We start from the raw sequence: 17,403 nt of genomic DNA on the forward strand, positions 1-17,403 counted from the left end.
GGCCTCAGCCCCTCGTGCCGCCCTGCGCTTCACCCGATCGGCAGTCCCGGCCCCGGCCGGGATCGCCCGGTGGGTCCCGTATGGCCCGTGTGTCCCGGCGGCTACCCGCGCGTAGCACATCAGCCCCGCTCCCGTCCGAGGTTTCGAACGCATTGAGGTTCAGACCAAGGGCGCTCCGTTTCACAGGACATGTGGACCGGATCCGACCACGGAAGGTCGGACGAAGCCGGAGGAAAGGGGCCCCATGTCCAGGAAACGCAGGCTCGGGACCAAGCAGAAGATCGCGCTGATGACGGGCGCGGCGACGCTCGCCGGCGGTTTCGCGGTGGCGACGATGGCCAGCGGCCACGCCTCCGTGGTGTGCGACGGCCTCGACCAGGCGATACGCAACAACCAGGCCTTCATCGCGGGCCAGCGGGCCAACCCCGACGCGCAGTCGGCGGCCCGGATCGCCAACCGTGAGGCGGTCATCCAGCAGATCAACGTTCAGCGTCAGGCGTCGGGTTGCGGCGCGGCACCGGCGGCCCCCGCGCCCCCGGCCGCGGCGCCCGCCGCGCCTCCCGCCGCACCCGCCGCGGGCCAGGGGCAGGGTCAGGGCCAGAACCAGGCGCAGCCGCCCGCCGCGCCGCCCGCGGGAGCGGCGACCGGCCAGGTCGTCTGCCCGGGTTCGACGGTGACGCTCTCCGGCGAGGCGGGCGCCCCGGCCGCGTCCAGCAACCAGTTCCCGATGGGCACCAGGCTCAAGGTGACGAACCTGGACAACGGCAAGTCGACGACGGTCGCCGTGACATCGACGTCCGGAAGCTGTGTGCTGCTCAACAACGCGGCCTTCGAGCAGGTCCGCGAGCCCGGCAAGTTCCTGATCCGGAAGGCGCGTATCGAGCGCGTCCGCTGACCCGGGCCGATCCGGGCCGACCCCCCAGCCGTCCGGGCCACCGCCGATCCAGGAAGCGGCGGTGGCCCGGACCTCTTGACGAGGGCACGACACTCCGCTTCAATCCGGCGTGACAGGTCCAGACCAACGGTCCAGACCACTTGCCCGGCACTGTCTGAACCCCCCGCCCCCCACTGGGAGGTCACGTGCTCTTCCGTCGTCATGTCCCGCGTACCGGATCGCGCAGATCCCGCATCCTCTCCGTCGTCACCGCCGCCTTCCTGGCCGCCGCCGGCACCCTGATCGCCCTGCCCGGCACCGCCCAGGCGGCCAACCTCGTCACCAACCCCGGCTTCGAGAGCGGCAGCCTGTCCGGCTGGTCCTGCTCGGGCGGCTCGGTCGTCGGCAGCCCGGTGCACAGCGGCACCAAGGCGCTGGCCGGCGCCGTCAGCAGCAGCGACACCGCCCAGTGCACCCAGACCGTCTCGGTGCAGCCCAACACCGCCTACTCGCTGACGGGTTGGGTGCGCGGCGCCTACGTCTACCTCGGTGTCACCGGCGGCGCCTCGACCTGGACCCCGTCCGCCGCCTCGTACACCCAGCTGACGGTCCCCTTCACCACCGGGGCCTCGCAGACCAGCGTGCAGTTGTACGTCCACGGCTGGTACGCGCAGGGCACCTACAACGCCGACGACATCAGCCTCGACGGCCCGGGCGGCGGCGGTGGCGGCGACACCCAGGCGCCCACCGCGCCCAGCGGCCTGACGTCCACGGGCAAGACCTCCTCCAGCGTCTCGCTGTCCTGGAACGCCTCCTCCGACAACGTCGGCGTCACCAGCTACGACGTGTACCGCGGCAGCACCCTGGCCACCACCGTGACCGGCACCTCCGCCACCGTCACCGGCCTGGCCGCGAGCACCGCGTACACCTTCACCGTCAAGGCGCGCGACGCCGCGGGCAACACCTCGGCGGCCTCCAACGCGGTGAGCGTCACCACCAGCGCCGGCGGCGGCGGTGGCACCGGCTTCAAGCAGGCCGCGCCCTACCTGTACCTCGGCTGGGGCGACCCGCCGAGCCCGTCCACGGTGATGAGCGCCACCGGCGTCAAGTGGTTCACGATGGCCTTCATCCTCTCCTCCGGCGGCTGCAACCCCGCCTGGGACGGTTCGCGTCCGCTCACCGGCGGCAACGACCAGTCGACCATCAACGCGATCCGGGCCGCGGGCGGCGACATCGTCCCGTCCATCGGCGGCTGGAGCGGCAACAAGCTCGGGCCCAACTGCTCGACCCCCGAGGCGCTGGCCGGCGCCTACCAGCAGGTGATCAACGCCTACGGCCTCAAGGCGATCGACGTCGACATCGAGAACACCGACGAGTTCGAGAGCGAGGTCGTCCAGGACCGCGTCCTGAACGCGCTGAAGATCGTCAAGCAGAACAACCCCGGCATCCGGACGATCCTCACCTTCGGCACCTCCACGACCGGCCCGACCTACTGGGGCGGCCGGCTCATCGAGCGGGCCAACGCGCTCGGCGCCAACATCGACGTCTTCACGATCATGCCGTTCGACTTCGGCGGCGGCGCCGACATGTACGGCAACACCGTGAACGCCGCCGAGGGGCTGAAGACCAAGCTGAAGTCCACCTTCGGCTGGGACGACGCCACCGCCTACGCCCACATCGGCATCTCGGGCATGAACGGCCTCAGCGACCAGCAGGAGAACACCACCCCGGCCATCTGGACCCAGATCCGGGACTGGGCCAACTCCCACCACATCGCCCGGCTCGCCTACTGGGCCGTCAACCGCGACCGCCCCTGCGCGGGCGGCGGTGTGACCAGCAACTGCTCCGGCATCAACCAGAGCACCTGGCAGTTCACCTCCATCACCGCCGGGTTCACCGGCTGAACGCGGCCCGGCCGGTGAACCGGCCGGGCCCACCGACCGCCCCACGGGTCAGGCGGCGGGGGACACCACGTCCTCCGCCGCCGTCCGCATGCTCACCGCGTGCTCGTTGGTCCGCGCGTCGTACGCCAGCAGCGTCGGCAGGCACACCGCCAGCGTCCCGACCGCCGCCACGCACGCCAGGCCGCCGGTCCACACCGAGGTCCGCAGCCCCAGCACCGCCGCCGCGCCACCGGCCCGCACCTGCCCCAGCTGCGGCCCGGTCATGAACGACAGCAGCTCGATGCCGGCCAGCCGGCCGCGCAGGGTGTCCGGGATGGTCTGATTCCAGATCGTGGAGCGGAACACCCCGCTGATCATGTCGAGCGCGCCCGCCAGCGCCAGGAAGAGCAGCACCAGCCAGACGTTGCGGGTCAGTCCGGCCGCCGCCATGCACAGCCCGAAGCCCGCCGCGGCCAGCACGATCGCCACGCCGTGCCGGTGCACCCGGCTGGACCAGCCGCTCGTCAGGCTCATCAGCATCGCCCCGGCCGGCAGCGCCGCGTACATCAGGCCCAGCGACCACGGCGCACCGAGGTCGTCCGCCATGAAGGGGAACACGGCGATCGGGAACGCCAGGCCCATCGCCGCGATGTCCACCACGTACGTGCCCAGCAGTTCCTTGCGGCTCCAGGCGTAGCGCGCGCCCTCGCCGATCGAGCGCAGCGACGGGCGCTCCGCGTCGTGCGCGGGCGGGGACGGCCGCAGCCCCAGGCCCAGCAGCAGCGACACCGCGAAGGTCACGGCGTCGATGGCGTACGCCCAGCGCAGGCCGGCGAAGGCGATCAGCACACCGGCCAGCGCGGGTCCCGCGATGGCGCCGAGCTGCCAGCGCAGCGCGTTCAGCGAGGCCGCCGCGGTGAGCTGGTCGTGCGGCACGATGCGCGGGACGATCGCCTCCAGCGCGGGGCGCTGCAGGCCCCCGAGCGCGCTCGTCAGCGCCGCCACCACGTACAACGGCCAGAGCAGCGGACGCGGGAGCAGGGTGTTGGCCAGCAGCAGGGCCGACATCAGGCCGAGCGCGGCCTCCGTCCACAGGATCAGCTTCCGCCGGTCGAGGGCGTCGGCCAGGGCGCCCCCGTAGAGCCCGAACACCACCAGCGGGACCAGCTCCACCGCGCCCAGGGCGCCGACCGCCAGCGTCGAGCCGGTCAGGTCCTTGATCTGGACCGGGAGGGCCACGAACGTCAGGAAGCTGCCGAAGCTCGTGATCAGCCCGGCGCACCACATCAGGCGGAAGTCGCGGGAGCTGCGCCAGGGCGCGAGGTCGGGGAGGAGATTTCGCACCCCCGCATGTTTCGCGGGCGGGCGCCGGGGGCGCAACGGATTTTCCGCCGCCGCCGCCGCAGGCGCCCGCCCGCGAAAGAAGTCACGCCATGAGGCCGGCCGCCTCCAGGCGCTCGCGGACGGCCTTCACCGCGGTGTCGTCCAGCGGCACCTGCGGCGCCGCCGTGGCCGGGCAGGGAATGACACCCCGCAGGTGCAGCGCGGCCTTGAAGGCGCCGAGCGCCGAGGCGCTGCCGCTCATCGGGGCGGCCTCGGCGCCGACGTCGACGATCGAGAAGAGCGCGGCGAGCCGGTCCTGCTCGGCGGCGGCCTCGCGCCAGCGACCGGCCAGCGCGTGCTCGTAGAGCCGCACATAGCCGTGCGGGTCGACGTTGCCGAGGCCCGGCACGACACCGTTGGCCCCGGCCAGCAGGGCGGCGTCGACGGTGAGTTCGGAGCCGGTGAGCAGGGAGAAGGAGCCGCTCAGACCGCGCCGGCGCAGCTCCACGAGCATCCGGCGCATGCCGCCGTCGGCCCCGCTGCTGTCCTTGAGGCCGGCCAGCGTGCCGTTCTCCGCCAGCGCGAGCACCGTCGCCGCGGGCAGCTTGGTGTGCACGGCGGAGGGGATGTCGTACGCGAACAGCGGCAGGCCGTCCGCGCCGTCCCGTACCCGGCGGAAGTGGTCGGCGATCTCGACCGGGTGCGTGGTGGTGTAGAAGGGCGCGGTGGCCACCAGGGCGTCCGCGCCCGCCGCGACGGCCGCGCGGACATGGTCCAGCACCCGGGCCGTGGTCATGTCGACGACCCCGGCGAGCACGGGGACGCGCCCGCCGACCGCCTCGACGACGGTGGTGAGCGCGATCCGGCGTTGCGCGTCGGACAGATAGGCCGTCTCGCCGCTCGACCCGAGCGCGAAGACGCCGTGGACGCCCGCCGACAGCACATGGCCGACCAGGGCGCGCAGCCCGTCGGTGTCCACGTCGCCCGCGGGTGTGAGAGGAGTGCACAGAGGAGGTACGACGCCGCACAAAGGTGCGTGCATAACGGTCATAACGCCCACTTCTACCAGCTTGCAGGCGGTGGCGACACGAACTGCTCGGCGAGCCGCGCGAGCCGCGGCAGCCGGTCCCGCAACCGCACCCGCCGCCCCGCGGCGGCACTGACCAGGTGCTGCAGCAGGTCCAGCCCCGGCTCCCCGGGCTCCGGCGGCACGGACAGCGCCTCATGGGCGAGCCCGGCGAGCTCCCGGTCGCCCGCCTCCATCGCCAGCACCGTCGCCCCGGCCCGCCGGGCGCCGTCCACCCGTTCCAGCAGCGCCGCCTCCGCCCGCTCGGGCGTGACCACCAGCACCGTCTCGCCGCGCCGCGCGGCCTCCAGCCGGGCCGTGCCGACCGCGAGATGCGCGGGCGCGCCCGGCGGCACATGCTGCCGCACCAGGGTGGGGGAGAGCTCGGGCAGCCCGCTCCAGGCGGCCTCGTCGTCCAGATGGGCGGCCATGTGCCACGGCTCGTACCCGCCGCCGCCCACCAGCAGCAGTCCGCCCGGGGAGCCGCGGCGGACCGCGCCGCGCAGCGCCCCCGCGAACGTCCCGGTCCGCTCCGGCCACTCGCTGCCGGCCAGCAGTTCACGGACGACCTCGACGCGTACGGCATCCATGCCACGGCATCCTGGCGCAGGCACCCACCGCCAAGCGGGGCTTCCCCGCCCGGCTCACCCGAAGGTGGTCATCGGGGTCACTGTGCGGGAAGGGCGCGCGAGACCCTGGCGCGTACGTCGGTGAAGTGCCGGCGCATCGCCGCCCGCGCCGCGCCCGCGTCACCGGTGCGCAGGGCGCCGACCACCGCGCGGTGGTTGGCGATGATGCGCTCGACGGGGTCGTCGGCGGGCGCGAGAGCCGAGCCGACGTCCTGGTAGACGCTCCAGAACAGGTCGATGAGCTGGAGCACCAGTTCGTTGTCGCAGGTCGCGTACAACAGCGCGTGGAACGTGCGGTCGGCGTCCGGGTCGGTGACCATCCGCGAGGCGAGCGTGTCGAGTTCGTCCAGCCGTTCCGCCGGTATGGTGCCGGCCACCTCGCCGATCAGCCCGACCTCCAGCAGTTCGCGCACCGCCACCAAATCGGCCAGCGCCCGTACCCGGGAGCGGATGTGGAAGGTGAGCGAGGGCAGCAGCACCCGCAGCGGCGCGTCGGCCACGAAGGTGCCGGTGCCGTGGCGTATCTCGACGATGCCGAGTGCCTGGAGCGCGCGCACCGCCTCGCGGACGCTGTTGCGGCCGGCGCCCAGCAGATCCATCAGCTGGGGCTCGGTGGGCAATGTGGCGCCGGGGGCGAGTCGCTGCTCGTGGATGAGCTCGATGATGCGATCCTGGAGCGTCGGGCCGCGGCCCCCGCCGGCGGTTCTGGTCACAAGTGGCCGCCTTTCCCTCGTGCTGTCGTGCTTTCTTGACGTGCCGTCAGTGTCTGTCTACCGTCCCTTGACGACAAGGGACGTCCTACGTCTGCCATGCAAGGGCGCATCGGAGGCAACACCGATGTCATACCTCACATCAGTCCCCTACCGAGCCGGTACCGGGGGAACCTCCGGGGAAGACCCGGGGGCCGTCTACGCCAGCTTCCGCATCCCCGCGGTCGTCGTGACGGGCACGGGCACCGTGCTCGCCTTCGCCGAGGGCCGGCACGAGTCGGCGGCGGACACCGGGCGCATCGACCTCGTCCTGCGACGGTCGGCCGACGGCGGCCGCACCTGGGACGACCTGCGGGTGGTGACGTCCAACGGCTCGGGCACGGCGGGCAACCCGGCCCCCGTCGTCACCGCCGAGGGCCGCGTCGTGCTGGTCCACGTGCGCAACGCCGGGACCGCGGAGGAACGGGCCATCATCCGCGGCAAGGTGCCCGACGAGGACGGCCGCCGGATCTGGGTCCAGTACAGCGACGACGACGGCCTCACCTGGTCCGAGCCGCGCGAGATCACCGCCGCCGTCAAACGCCCCGGCTGGCGCTGGTACGCCACCACCCCCGGCCACGCGCTCCAGTTGCGCGCCGGCCGGCACGCCGGGCGGATCGTCGTCGCCGGCAACCACACCAACCCGCCCGAGGCCCCCGACACCGGCGCCGAGCCCCGCTACAACGGCGGCCACTGCCTCTACAGCGACGACCTCGGCGAGACCTGGCAACTCGGCTACGTCGACGACACGTCCGACGACTACGTCAACCCCAACGAGACCACCGCCGCGGAACTCCCCGACGGCACGGTCTACTTCAACACCCGCACCGACTCCCGCAGCCCCGGCAACCGCGCCGACGCCGTCTCCGCCGACGGCGGCGCCACCCTGGAACGCCGTTTCCGCCCGCAGGCGGGCCTGGTCGCCCCCGTCGTGCAGTGCAGCGTCCTGCACCCCGGCACGCCCGACGTGCTGCTCTTCTCCGGCCCCGGGCATCCCACCGCGCGGGCCGCGATGACCATCCGGGCCAGCCACGACCGCGGCGTCACCTGGCGGACCGCGCACATCGTCGACGGGCTCCCCGCCGCCTACTCCGACCTGGTGCTCCTGGACGAGGACACCATCGGACTGCTCTACGAGACCGGCGACTTCGGCCCCTACGAGACGATCACCTTCCGCCGCGTCCCCCTCGCGGAGCTGGTCTCTTGATCGGCCGGCGCGGCGTGCTGGCGGCGGCCGGCGGCACGGCGGCGGCGCTCGCCCTGCCCGGCTGCGCCCCCTCCATCGGCGCGGAGGGCAAGGGCACCACCACCCTCACCTTCTGGTCCTGGGTGCCCGGCATCGAGCGCAACGTCGCGCTGTGGAACCGGCTGCACCCCGGGGTCCGCGTCGAACTGGAGAAGGTGGCCGCCGCCGGCGGCGCCCAGTACGCCAAGATGCACGCCGCGCTCAAGGCCGGCAGCCCGCCCGACCTCGCCCAGGTCGAGTACCAGATGGTGCCCGGATTCCTTCTCGACCAGGGCCTGGTGAACCTGGCCCGGTACGGCGCCGACCGCTACCGCGCCCGCTTCGCCGACTGGCTGTGGCAGCAGACCGTGTACGCCGGCGGGGTCTACGCCATCCCGCAGGACTCCGGGCCGATGGTGCTGTTCCAGCGCCAGGACCTCCTCGACCGGTGGGGCATCGAAACCCCCGCCACCTGGGACGACTTCGCCGCGGCCGCCCGCGTCGTACGCCGCCGCGGCGCGCACCTCACGGCCTTCTCGCCGTCCAACCCCGGCTGGTTCACGGCCCTGGCCTGGCAGGCCGGCGCCCGCTGGTTCCGCGCCGGCGGCGACACCTGGCTGGTCTCCGTCGACGACGAGCCCACCCGCCGCGTCACCCGCTACTGGGACCGGCTCATCAAGGACCGGCTGGTCGCCACCCAGCCCATGATGCAGAGCGCCTGGTACGCCGGCCTCCAGTCCGGCGACCTCGTCAGCTGGACCGGCGGCAGCTGGGGCGACGCGCTGCTGACCGGCAACGCCCCCGGCGGCGCGGGCAAGTGGCGGGTCCGGCCGATGCCGCAGTGGCACACCGCCGGCTCCGGCGCCGCCCCGTCCTCGGGGAACTGGGGCGGCTCCACCACCGCCGTCCTCGCCGGCACCCGGCACCCCCGGGCCGCGCTGGACTTCGCGGTGTGGCTCAACAGCGACCCCGCCAGCGTCCGCCTGCTCATCCGGGGCGGCTACGGCTACCCCGCCCCCGTCTCCGGCTTCACCCCGGCCGAACTCGACACCCGCGCGGCCTACTTCGGCGGCCAGGACTACGGCGCGGTGGTCGCCGCGTCCGGTGCCGCGGTCGACCGCGCCTGGACCTGGGGCCCCACCATGGACACCTTCTTCCAACGGCTCACCGACGCCCTCAGCGGCGCCGTCAGCTCCGGCACCTCCCTCACCGCGACCCTGCCGGGACTCCAGGCCCGTACCCTCGCCGACCTGCGCGACAAGGGCCTGAAGGCGGAGGCCGCGTGACCGCGCGGGCGGACGTCGTGCCGCCGGCCGCCCCCGGTTCCGCCGCCGTGCCCGCCGCCGGGACCCGGCCGCGCCACGCCGGCCCCACCCGCCCCCGGGCCCGTTCCCGTACCCGCTCCCGCGAGGCGCGGACCGCGGCCGCCTTCCTCCTGCCGTTCTGCGCGCTGTTTTTGCTCTGCTTCGTCGTTCCCATCGGCTACGCCGTGCAGCAGAGCCTGCTGCGGACCGTGCGCACCGGGCCGCTCGGCTTCGGCGGCTCGCACGACGTGTTCGCGGGCCTCGCCAACTACGCGCACGCACTGCGCGACGGCTCGTTCCTCGCGGGCTTCGGGCGCGTCCTGCTCTTCGGGGTCGTGCAGGTGCCGCTCATGCTCGCGCTGGCCGCCGCGCTCGCGCTGCTCCTGGACAGCGCCTCCGCCCGGGGCATCGGCTTCTTCCGCACCGCGTACTTCCTGCCCTACGGCGTGCCCGGGGTGATCGCGTCGATCCTGTGGGGCTTCCTCTACGTCCCCGGCATCAGCCCCATCGTGCAGATCCTGCACTCGGCCGGCTGGCAGGTCGACTTCCTGTCCCGCTCCACCGTGCTGTGGTCCATCGCCAACATCGTGACCTGGCAGTTCACCGGCTACAACATGCTGGTCCTGATCGCCCAGCTCAAGGCCGTGCCCGCCGAGCTGTACGAGGCGGCCCGCCTCGACGGCGCGAACGCGGCGCGGATCGCCTGGCACGTCAAGCTGCCGCTGATCCGGCCGGCGCTCGTGCTGACCGCCGTCTTCAGCATCATCGGCACGCTGCAACTGTTCTCGGAGCCGCTCGTGCTGCGTCCGCTCTCCCCGGCCATCGACTCCGGCTACACGCCCAACCTGCACGCCTACAACGAGGCGTTCGCGGCCAACGACTACCACGTGGCCGCCGCCGAGGCGGTGCTGCTCGCGCTCGTCGCGTGCGCGCTGTCCTTCGGCTTCCTCAGCCTCGTCGGCCGCCGCCGCGGCGGGGACGGGGCGCTGCGATGACCGTCCCGCTCCGTTACCGCGTCCTGACCGCGACCGCGCTGGCGCTCGCCGCCGTCTACTTCCTGGTCCCCGTGTACTGGCTCGCGGTCTCGGCGACCAAGTCCAGCGCGGACCTCTTCGGCAGCTTCGGCCTCTGGTTCGCGCACCCCCACCCCATCGACTACCTGGGCCGGGTGCTGACCTACGACGGCGGCGTGTACGTCCGCTGGTTCGGCAACAGCCTTCTGTACGCGGGCGTCGGCGCGCTCGGGGCGACCTGGCTGTCGGCCGCGGCGGGGTACGCCCTCGCGCAGTACCGCTTCGCGGGGCGCGAGGCGGTGCTGACCGCCGTCGTCGCGGGGGTCCTCGTTCCGTCCACGGCGCTCGCCCTGCCGCTGTACCTGCTCTTCACCGACCTCGGCCTCGCCAACACCTACTGGTCGGTCCTCGTCCCCGGCATGGTCAGCCCGTTCGGGGTCTACCTGTGCCGGATCTACGCCACGGCGGCGATCCCGCGCTCCCTGCTGGAGGCCGCCCGGCTGGACGGAGCGGGGGAGTGGCGGATCTTCCACGTCCTCGGGCTGCGCCTGATGTCACCGGCGCTGGTCACCGTCTTCCTGTTCCAATTCGTCCACATCTGGAACAACTTCTTCCTGCCGCTGGTCATGCTCTCCGACAGCGACCTGTACCCGGTGACGCTCGGGCTGACCTCCTGGCAGGGCTACGCCGACCGGCAGCCCGAGCTCTACCAGTACACGGTCGGCGGCGCGCTGCTGTCCGTCCTGCCGCTGATGCTGCTCATGGTGGTGCTCCAGCGGTACTGGCGGGGCGGCCTCAGCGAGGGGAGCGTCACGGCGTGACCGGCACGCCGCGGGCCGCCCCTTGCTGGCAGGATCACGTACATGACTGTTGACAGTGGCAATGACACCCCCGCCGCGAAGGCTCCCGCCAAGGACCCCTGGGACCTGCCCGACGTGTCCGGCCTCGTCGTCGGCGTCCTCGGCGGCACCGGGCCGCAGGGCCGCGGCCTGGCCTACCGGCTCGCCAGGGCGGGCCAGCAGGTGATCATCGGCTCCCGCGCGGCCGAGCGTGCGCAGGCCACGGCGGACGAGCTGGGACACGGCGTCCAGGGCGCGGACAACGCGGAGACCGCCCGGCGCAGCGACATCGTCATCGTCGCCGTGCCGTGGGAGGGCCACGCCAAGACCCTGGAGTCGCTGCGCGAGGAACTCGACGGGAAGCTCGTCGTCGACTGCGTCAACCCGCTCGGCTTCGACAAGAAGGGCGCCTTCGCCCTGAAGCCCGAGGAGGGCAGCGCCGCCGAGCAGGCCGCCGCGCTGCTGCCCGGCTCCCGGGTCGCCGCCGCCTTCCACCACCTGTCCGCGGTGACGCTGGAGGACCCGGAGGTCGAGACGATCGACACCGACGTGCTGGTCCTCGGCGAGTCCCGCGCCGACACCGACCTGGTGCAGGCGCTGGCCGCGCGCATCCCCGGCGTCCGCGGGGTCTTCGCGGGCCGGCTGCGCGGCGCCCACCAGGTCGAGGCGCTGGTCGCCAACCTGATCTCGGTCAACCGCCGCTACAAGGCCCACGCCGGGGTGCGCCTGACCGACGTGTAGCCGCCGTGGGGCCGTGCGAGGCCCGTGCGAGGGCATGGGGGACAATGGGCGGGTTCGTGACCGACCCGACAGGAGCCGCCCCCATGCCCCGCCTCGCCGTCTACGCGCTCATCGTGTGCGCACTGTCCGTGGTCGCCGCCGTCGTCTCCTTCGTCGAGGGCAGCTGGCTGGGCATCGTCTGGATCGCGATCACCGGCCTGACCAGCAACATGTGCTGGTACTACGTGCGCAAGGCCAGGATCGAGAAGGCGGCGGCCGTCTCCGCGGACTAGAGGGCGTCCTTCCAGAAACGGAAGAGCTGGTAGCCCAGGTCCGAGAGGCCGTTCGGCAGCCCGAAGGCGCGTGTCACGGAGTCCACGAAACCGAAGAAGGCCGCGTTGACCTCCGGGATCCACAGCACGCCGAAGACTGCCAGCAGGCCGAACGACGCGAACGGCTCCATCTGGCGCCGCACGTTGTAGGACAGCCAGGGCTCGATGATCCCGTAGCCGTCCAGCCCCGGCACCGGCAGCAGGTTCAGGATCGCCGCCGTCACCTGCAGCATGGCCAGGAAACCCAGGGCCGCGGCGAACGGCTGCTGCTCCGGGTTGAACGGGTCCACCACGTCAAGGGTGAACGGCAGCATCAGCGCGATCGCGAAGAGGATGTTCGTCAGCGGGCCCGCCGCCGAGATCAGGCTGTGCTTCCAGCGGCCGCTGATCCGGCCTCGCTCGATGAACACCGCGCCACCGGGGAGGCCGATGCCGCCCAGGATCACGAAGACCACCGGCAGCACGATGCTGAGCAGCGCGTGCGTGTACTTCAGCGGGTTGAGGGTCAGATAACCCTTCGCGCCGATCGAGATGTCACCGCCGTGCAGGGCGGTGCGCGCGTGCGCGTACTCGTGCAGGCACAGGGAGACCACCCAGCCGGACACGACGAACAGGAAGACGGCGAAGCCGGTGTTCGCGGAGAACCCGGTCCACACCGCCCACCCGGAGACGGCCATGATCGCGACCAGGCCCAGGAAAATCGGGCTGATCTGCCGCTCACTGCGGGTTGCTGCGGTGGTCATCGTGCGGGCTCCTGCGGAGGGCTGTACGGGGAGGTCTGTGCTGGCCGCCCGATCATGTCATTCGGCTGGCGCCGGGCATACCCACGGGCCGATAACGCTCTGCGAACGCGAGACGTTCCGCCCAGGGTTTTTCCCCGCCCTCCCGCCCGTGTGCCCTGTGAAGTCAGTGACCCCGGCGCGCGTGCGGGGTGGGCCGGGTTCGGGGCCTCCGGGGCTGGCCATTCTGGACAGCACATTTCGGTGCCTCGGGCACTCTCCGCGCGGCACCCCGGGTTGTGCACCCAAATATGCTCCACAGTCCAGAACGCCCACCCCTCCGACCCCGCCCCCTCTGTAGTTGCGAGCGCCTGATCCTCAGTGGGGGGTGGAAGGCAGCCATGGCACAGGCTCAGGGTTGGTGCGGCGGCACATCGGCCGCCCAGGCGTCACCGCCCACACCGATGGGGCCGTATTCAGGCAACCGCGGTCACCCCGGACCGCCTCCACCCCCACCGGGGATCAGGCGCATGACGAAACGGAGGGGGCGGGGTCGTAGGGGTGGATGTTCTGGACGCTGCGGCATATTTGTGTGCGGCATCCGGGGCGGGAAGGGATGGGCAAGTGCCCGTCACGCACGTAAATATGCCAGTCCAGGACGTGCAGCCCCGGAGGCCCCGCACCCGGCCCAGGAACCACGCGCGCCGGGGCGCGTGACTTCACGGGGTTGGGGGCACCCCCGGCCGAAGGTTGGGGGAGGGCGGGTGGGCGGGGAAAAAACCTACCGGGATCGCAAGGGACCGGGCCGCGGGGCGGCCCGCCCGGAGGGGGAGCGATGAGACGGAACCGGCTCGTCGGCCTGGTGGGGCTCGCCGTCGCCGTGTGCAGCACGCTCTCCGGCTGCACCGTGCCCGTCGCGGGCGTCACGGGCATCGCGGTGACGGACGACGGGAAGCCGCTCGGCGTGATGCTCGTCTGCCACGACCGCATCGACGGCGCGACGTTGTACTCCGATGAGGAGGAGGCGGATTACCTCGGCCGGTGGATCCGCGGGAAGCCGGCCAAGGGATACACGCTCTGGCGGCTCGACACCGGCGGCCGGGGCTGGACCACCGACATGCCCGTGGCGGCGCTGGAGCCGCGGCGCACGTACAGCCTGTACGGCTGGACCCGTGACAACTCGTGGTCGACTGAGCACGTGGACTTCACACTTGAGCAGCTGGCGCGCCTCGAACCCGGTCAGGTGCGTTATTGGAAGGACGACGGCTACGCCACCGTCACGGCCGACGTCTTCCGCTCGGAGGCGTGCCGGGGCCTCTGAAGGGGGGCTCGCCGTAACCCGGGGGCGAGGCGGCCGTGGCCTCGGACACAATGGGGGCGTGCGCTACGGCATCCTCGGGACGACGCAGGTCCATCGCGACGACGGCACCGCTGTGCCCCTCGCCGGGACCCGCCTGCGGGCCCTGCTGGCGGCGCTGGCCCTGCGCCCCGGGCGGGTGCGCACGACCGAGGCGCTGATCGACGAGGTGTGGGAGGGCGAGCCGCCCGCCGACGCGAACGGGGCGCTGCAGGCGCTGGTGGCGCGGCTGCGCCGGGCGATCGGCCACGGGGCGGTCGCCTCCGTGGACGGCGGCTACCGGCTGGACGCGGGGCCGGACGCCGTGGACCTGTTCCGCTTCGAGCGTCTGGTGGAGGACGGCGGACGGGCGCTGGCCGACGGCGACGCCGCCAAGGCGGCCGACGCGCTGGACAGCGCGCTCGGGCTGTGGCGCGGCCCCGTGGTGGCCGACCTTCCGGACCGGGCCTCCGTCGCCTCCCGCTACGACGCGCTGCGGCTCGACGCCCGCCGCCTGCGGATCACCGCCGAGGTCGCCGTGGGCCGCGCCGAGCAGGTGCTCCCGGAGATCGCGGAGCTGGCGGCCGCGCATCCGCTCAACGAGCAGGTGCAGGCCCTGCGCCTGCGGGCGCTGCGTGAGGCGGGGCGGACGGCGGACGCGCTGGTCGCGTACGAGGAGGTGCGCCGGGAACTCGCCGACACGCTCGGCACCGACCCGGGCCCGGAGTTGCGCGCCCTCCACGCCGAACTGCTCGTGCCGGCGACGCCGGCGCCCGTTCCGGCCGCCGCGCCGCCCCCGCCGGAGCCGCAGCGCCGGGGCAACGCGCGCGCCCGGCTGACCAGTTTCGTCGGACGGGAGACGGATCTGACGGCGCTGGCCGCCGATCTGTCGGCCGCCCGGCTGGTGACGATCACCGGGCCCGGCGGCACCGGCAAGACCCGGCTGTCGCAGGAGGCCGGGGACATGGTCGCCGGCCAGTGGCCGGACGGCGTGTGGTTCGCCGAACTCGCCCCCGTCGAAGACCCCCGTACGGTGGCCGTCGCCGTGGTCAACGCGCTCGGTCTGCGCGAGACCCTGCTGCACGCGGGCTCGGCCACCGAGGCCGCGCTCGCCGCCGAGGCGAAGGGCGCGGCCGCCAAGGACCCGCTGCTGCAACTGACCGAGTACTGCGCCGATCGCCGGCTGCTGCTCGTCCTGGACAACTGCGAGCACGTGATCGGGGCCGCCGCCGAACTGGTCGAGCGGCTGCTCGCGCACTGCCCGGACCTGGCGGTGCTCGCCACCAGCCGCGAACCGCTCGGTGTGCCGGGGGAGTCGATACGGCCGCTGGACCCGCTGCCCGAGCCGCCCGCGCTGCGGCTGCTGGCCGACCGCGGCGCCGCGGCCCGCCCCGGCTTCACCCCGGACGAGGACCCCGAGGCGTGTGCGGAGCTGTGCCGCAGGCTGGACGGGCTGCCGCTGGCCATCGAGCTCGCGGCGGCCCGGCTGCGGATGATGACGCCACGTCAGCTGGTCGACCGGCTCGACGACCGCTTCCGCATCCTCACCGCGGGCAGCCGCACCGTGCTGCCCCGCCAGCAGACGCTGCGCGCCGTGGTCGACTGGAGCTGGGACCTGCTCTCCGAGGCCGAACGGACGGTGCTGCGCCGCTTCGCCGTCTTCGCCGGCGGCTGGGACCTGGCCGCCGCCGAGGCGGTGTGCGACGGCGGCGACGGCGACGGCTCCGTGGACCCGCGCGACGTCGCCCACCTCCTCGCGTCGCTGGTCGACAAGTCGCTCGTGGTCGCCGACCTGGCCGAGGACGGCGCTCGCTTCCGCATGCTGGAGACCATCGGCGAGTACGCCGCGGAACGGCTCGACGAGGCCGGTGAGCGCGCCGCCGTGGGGCGCCGCCACACCGCGTACTTCCGCGAGTACATCCGCACCGCCGACCCCGAATTGCGCGGGCCCCGCCAACTGCTGTGGCTGGAGCGGCTGGAGCGCGAGCACGAGAACCTGAGGGCGGCCATCCGCCGCGCGGTGGAGACGGGCGACGAGCAGGAGGCGCTCTGCCTGGTGCTGGCCTGCAGCTGGTTCTGGGAGATGCGCAACTACCGCAGTGAGATGGGCCATTGGCCCTCGGTCGTGGCGCGGATGAGCCCGGAGGACCCCTTCGCCGGGCAGCTCGCGCTGCCGCCGCTGGACCGCGGACCGCTGGACGACCCGCTGCCGATGGCGCCCCAGCTGCTGACCGAGGCCCGGCGATGGGTGCGCACCGCCGAGGTGTTCGCGCACATGGAGAAGACCGACGTCTGGGACGACCCGCGGTTCGTCGCGCTCGGAAAGGCGCTCATCGACGTCTACCCGCCCGAGCTGCCGCAGTCCAGCCTGCGGCCGGGGCTGTTCCGCATGATGGGCGCCATGCTGACCGGCCGCTTCGACATCATGCCGGAGCTGATCGACGCCACGGTGACCAGCTGCCGGCGGCACGGCCGGGTGTGGGAGCTGGCGTTCGCGCTGCAGCTCCGCGCCAAGGTGATGAACGACGTCGAGGACCGGCTCAGCGCCTCCATGGAGGACATCCGCGAGGCCCGGGCGCTGTTCGGCCGGATCGGCGACGACTGGGGTCTGGCGGAGGTGCTGGCCGCGGAGGCCGAGGCCACCGCCAACTCAGGTGACTGGGTCCGCGCCGCGGGGAGCTGCCGCGAGGCCATCGCCATCGCGCGCAAGCTCGGTGCCCACCAGCAGGTCCCGATGATGACGATCCGCCTCGGTGACGCCCTCGCCAACAGCGGCGAGATCGAGGAGGGGGAGCGGCTGATCCGCGAGGGGATCGCCGACGCCGAGCGCTTCCGGCCGGTCGGCGACGACGCCAGTTACTACGGCCGGGTGCTGCTCGTCGCGATCCTCGCCCGGCGCGGCGAACTGGACGAGGCCTTCGGACTTCTCGACGCCATGCAGGCCGACCCCCCGCGCGGCATGCCCTCCTTCATCTTCGGGCTGCTGGCCGCGATCCGCGGCTGGCTGACCGGCATGGCCGGCGACCCGTACGGCGGGCTGCCGCATCTGCGCGAGGCCATGGACTACATGGAGGCGCATCCGCTGAGCCCGGTCATCGGGCCGCGCCTGGGCATCCTGCTCTTCCCGCCCGGCGTCGGGCTCTTCACCGGCATCGCCGGACTGCGGGACGCCGACGGCGCGCGGGAGCCGGCCCGCCGTGCCGCGCTCGTGCTCGGCGCCCACGACAGCCTGCGGCAGACCGCCTGCACCCCGTGGGAGCGCGTCAGCCTCGACGAGGACGCGGCCCGGCTGCGCGTGCATCTCGGCGAGGAGGCGTACGACGCGGCGTACCGCGAGGGCGGGACGCTGACGTTCCCCGAGGCGATGGCGCTGCTGCGCGAGCCCGTCTGA

At 73.2% G+C, this 17,403-nt stretch carries 15 protein-coding genes; 10 read left to right on the top strand and 5 right to left on the bottom strand.

The window, feature by feature from the left end; genetic code table 11:
- The first annotated feature begins 244 nt into the window (after nucleotides 1–244).
- The gene (locus tag ACFWVC_RS26195) at nucleotides 245–895 is read left to right on the top strand and encodes a hypothetical protein (RefSeq protein WP_384290885.1); all 651 of its coding nucleotides are present in this window, start codon (nucleotides 245–247) and stop codon (nucleotides 893–895) included.
- Between the two features lie 233 nt (nucleotides 896–1,128).
- Nucleotides 1,129–2,778 (top strand): carbohydrate binding domain-containing protein, encoded by a 1,650-nt coding sequence (locus ACFWVC_RS26200; protein ID WP_384291126.1) that lies wholly within the window; start codon nucleotides 1,129–1,131, stop codon nucleotides 2,776–2,778.
- 48 nt (nucleotides 2,779–2,826) lie between these two features.
- Here ACFWVC_RS26200 and ACFWVC_RS26205 read toward each other — a convergent pair whose 3' ends face one another.
- The 4 genes from ACFWVC_RS26205 to ACFWVC_RS26220 form a co-directional block, all read right to left on the bottom strand.
- Nucleotides 2,827–4,101, bottom strand: coding sequence for an MFS transporter (locus ACFWVC_RS26205; RefSeq protein ID WP_384290888.1), 1,275 nt, complete (start codon nucleotides 4,099–4,101; stop codon nucleotides 2,827–2,829).
- An 82-nt stretch (nucleotides 4,102–4,183) separates the two neighbouring features.
- Nucleotides 4,184–5,122, bottom strand: coding sequence for a dihydrodipicolinate synthase family protein (locus ACFWVC_RS26210; protein WP_384290890.1), 939 nt, complete (start codon nucleotides 5,120–5,122; stop codon nucleotides 4,184–4,186).
- Nucleotides 5,123–5,142: 20 nt separating this feature from the next.
- Nucleotides 5,143–5,736, bottom strand: coding sequence for a hypothetical protein (locus ACFWVC_RS26215; protein WP_384290893.1), 594 nt, complete (start codon nucleotides 5,734–5,736; stop codon nucleotides 5,143–5,145).
- 77 nt (nucleotides 5,737–5,813) lie between these two features.
- Nucleotides 5,814–6,488: a FadR/GntR family transcriptional regulator gene (locus tag ACFWVC_RS26220; RefSeq protein WP_384290896.1), complete on the bottom strand. Its 675-nt coding sequence runs from the start codon at nucleotides 6,486–6,488 to the stop codon at nucleotides 5,814–5,816.
- A 124-nt stretch (nucleotides 6,489–6,612) separates the two neighbouring features.
- Between ACFWVC_RS26220 and ACFWVC_RS26225 the strand changes: the two genes are divergently transcribed.
- The 6 genes from ACFWVC_RS26225 to ACFWVC_RS26250 all read left to right on the top strand — a co-directional run bounded on the left by ACFWVC_RS26225 (nucleotide 6,613) and on the right by ACFWVC_RS26250 (nucleotide 11,918).
- Nucleotides 6,613–7,731: an exo-alpha-sialidase gene (locus tag ACFWVC_RS26225; protein ID WP_384290899.1), complete on the top strand. Its 1,119-nt coding sequence runs from the start codon at nucleotides 6,613–6,615 to the stop codon at nucleotides 7,729–7,731.
- Nucleotides 7,728–9,035 carry an ABC transporter substrate-binding protein gene (locus tag ACFWVC_RS26230; protein WP_384290902.1) on the top strand — a complete coding sequence of 436 codons (1,308 nt, stop codon included), beginning with the start codon at nucleotides 7,728–7,730 and terminating at the stop codon, nucleotides 9,033–9,035. The genes ACFWVC_RS26225 and ACFWVC_RS26230 overlap by 4 nt, the downstream gene beginning before the upstream one ends.
- A 47-nt stretch (nucleotides 9,036–9,082) precedes the next feature.
- Nucleotides 9,083–10,048 (top strand): carbohydrate ABC transporter permease, encoded by a 966-nt coding sequence (locus ACFWVC_RS26235; protein WP_384291131.1) that lies wholly within the window; start codon nucleotides 9,083–9,085, stop codon nucleotides 10,046–10,048.
- Nucleotides 10,045–10,887, top strand: a complete 843-nt coding sequence (locus ACFWVC_RS26240; RefSeq protein WP_384290904.1) for a carbohydrate ABC transporter permease — start codon at nucleotides 10,045–10,047, stop codon at nucleotides 10,885–10,887. Before ACFWVC_RS26235 ends, ACFWVC_RS26240 begins: the two co-directional genes overlap by 4 nt.
- 42 nt (nucleotides 10,888–10,929) lie before the next feature.
- Nucleotides 10,930–11,646 (top strand): NADPH-dependent F420 reductase, encoded by a 717-nt coding sequence (gene npdG / locus ACFWVC_RS26245; RefSeq protein ID WP_384290906.1) that lies wholly within the window; start codon nucleotides 10,930–10,932, stop codon nucleotides 11,644–11,646.
- Nucleotides 11,647–11,729: 83 nt separating this feature from the next.
- The gene (locus ACFWVC_RS26250; RefSeq protein ID WP_384290909.1) at nucleotides 11,730–11,918 is read left to right on the top strand and encodes a hypothetical protein; all 189 of its coding nucleotides are present in this window, start codon (nucleotides 11,730–11,732) and stop codon (nucleotides 11,916–11,918) included.
- Here the strand turns inward: ACFWVC_RS26250 and ACFWVC_RS26255 are convergent.
- Nucleotides 11,915–12,700, bottom strand: a complete 786-nt coding sequence (locus ACFWVC_RS26255) for a site-2 protease family protein (protein ID WP_384290912.1) — start codon at nucleotides 12,698–12,700, stop codon at nucleotides 11,915–11,917. The genes ACFWVC_RS26250 and ACFWVC_RS26255 overlap by 4 nt on opposite strands.
- An 811-nt stretch (nucleotides 12,701–13,511) precedes the next feature.
- On the opposite strand from ACFWVC_RS26255, the gene ACFWVC_RS26260 reads away from it, so the two are divergent.
- Both ACFWVC_RS26260 and ACFWVC_RS26265 read left to right on the top strand, forming a co-directional pair.
- Nucleotides 13,512–13,997, top strand: coding sequence for a hypothetical protein (locus ACFWVC_RS26260; RefSeq protein WP_384290915.1), 486 nt, complete (start codon nucleotides 13,512–13,514; stop codon nucleotides 13,995–13,997).
- Nucleotides 13,998–14,055: 58 nt separating this feature from the next.
- Nucleotides 14,056–17,403 (top strand): BTAD domain-containing putative transcriptional regulator, encoded by a 3,348-nt coding sequence (locus ACFWVC_RS26265; protein ID WP_384290918.1) that lies wholly within the window; start codon nucleotides 14,056–14,058, stop codon nucleotides 17,401–17,403.

Origin of the sequence: Streptomyces sp. NPDC058691, from assembly GCF_042714775.1 — a bacterium.
Lineage (GTDB): Bacteria > Actinomycetota > Actinomycetes > Streptomycetales > Streptomycetaceae > Actinacidiphila.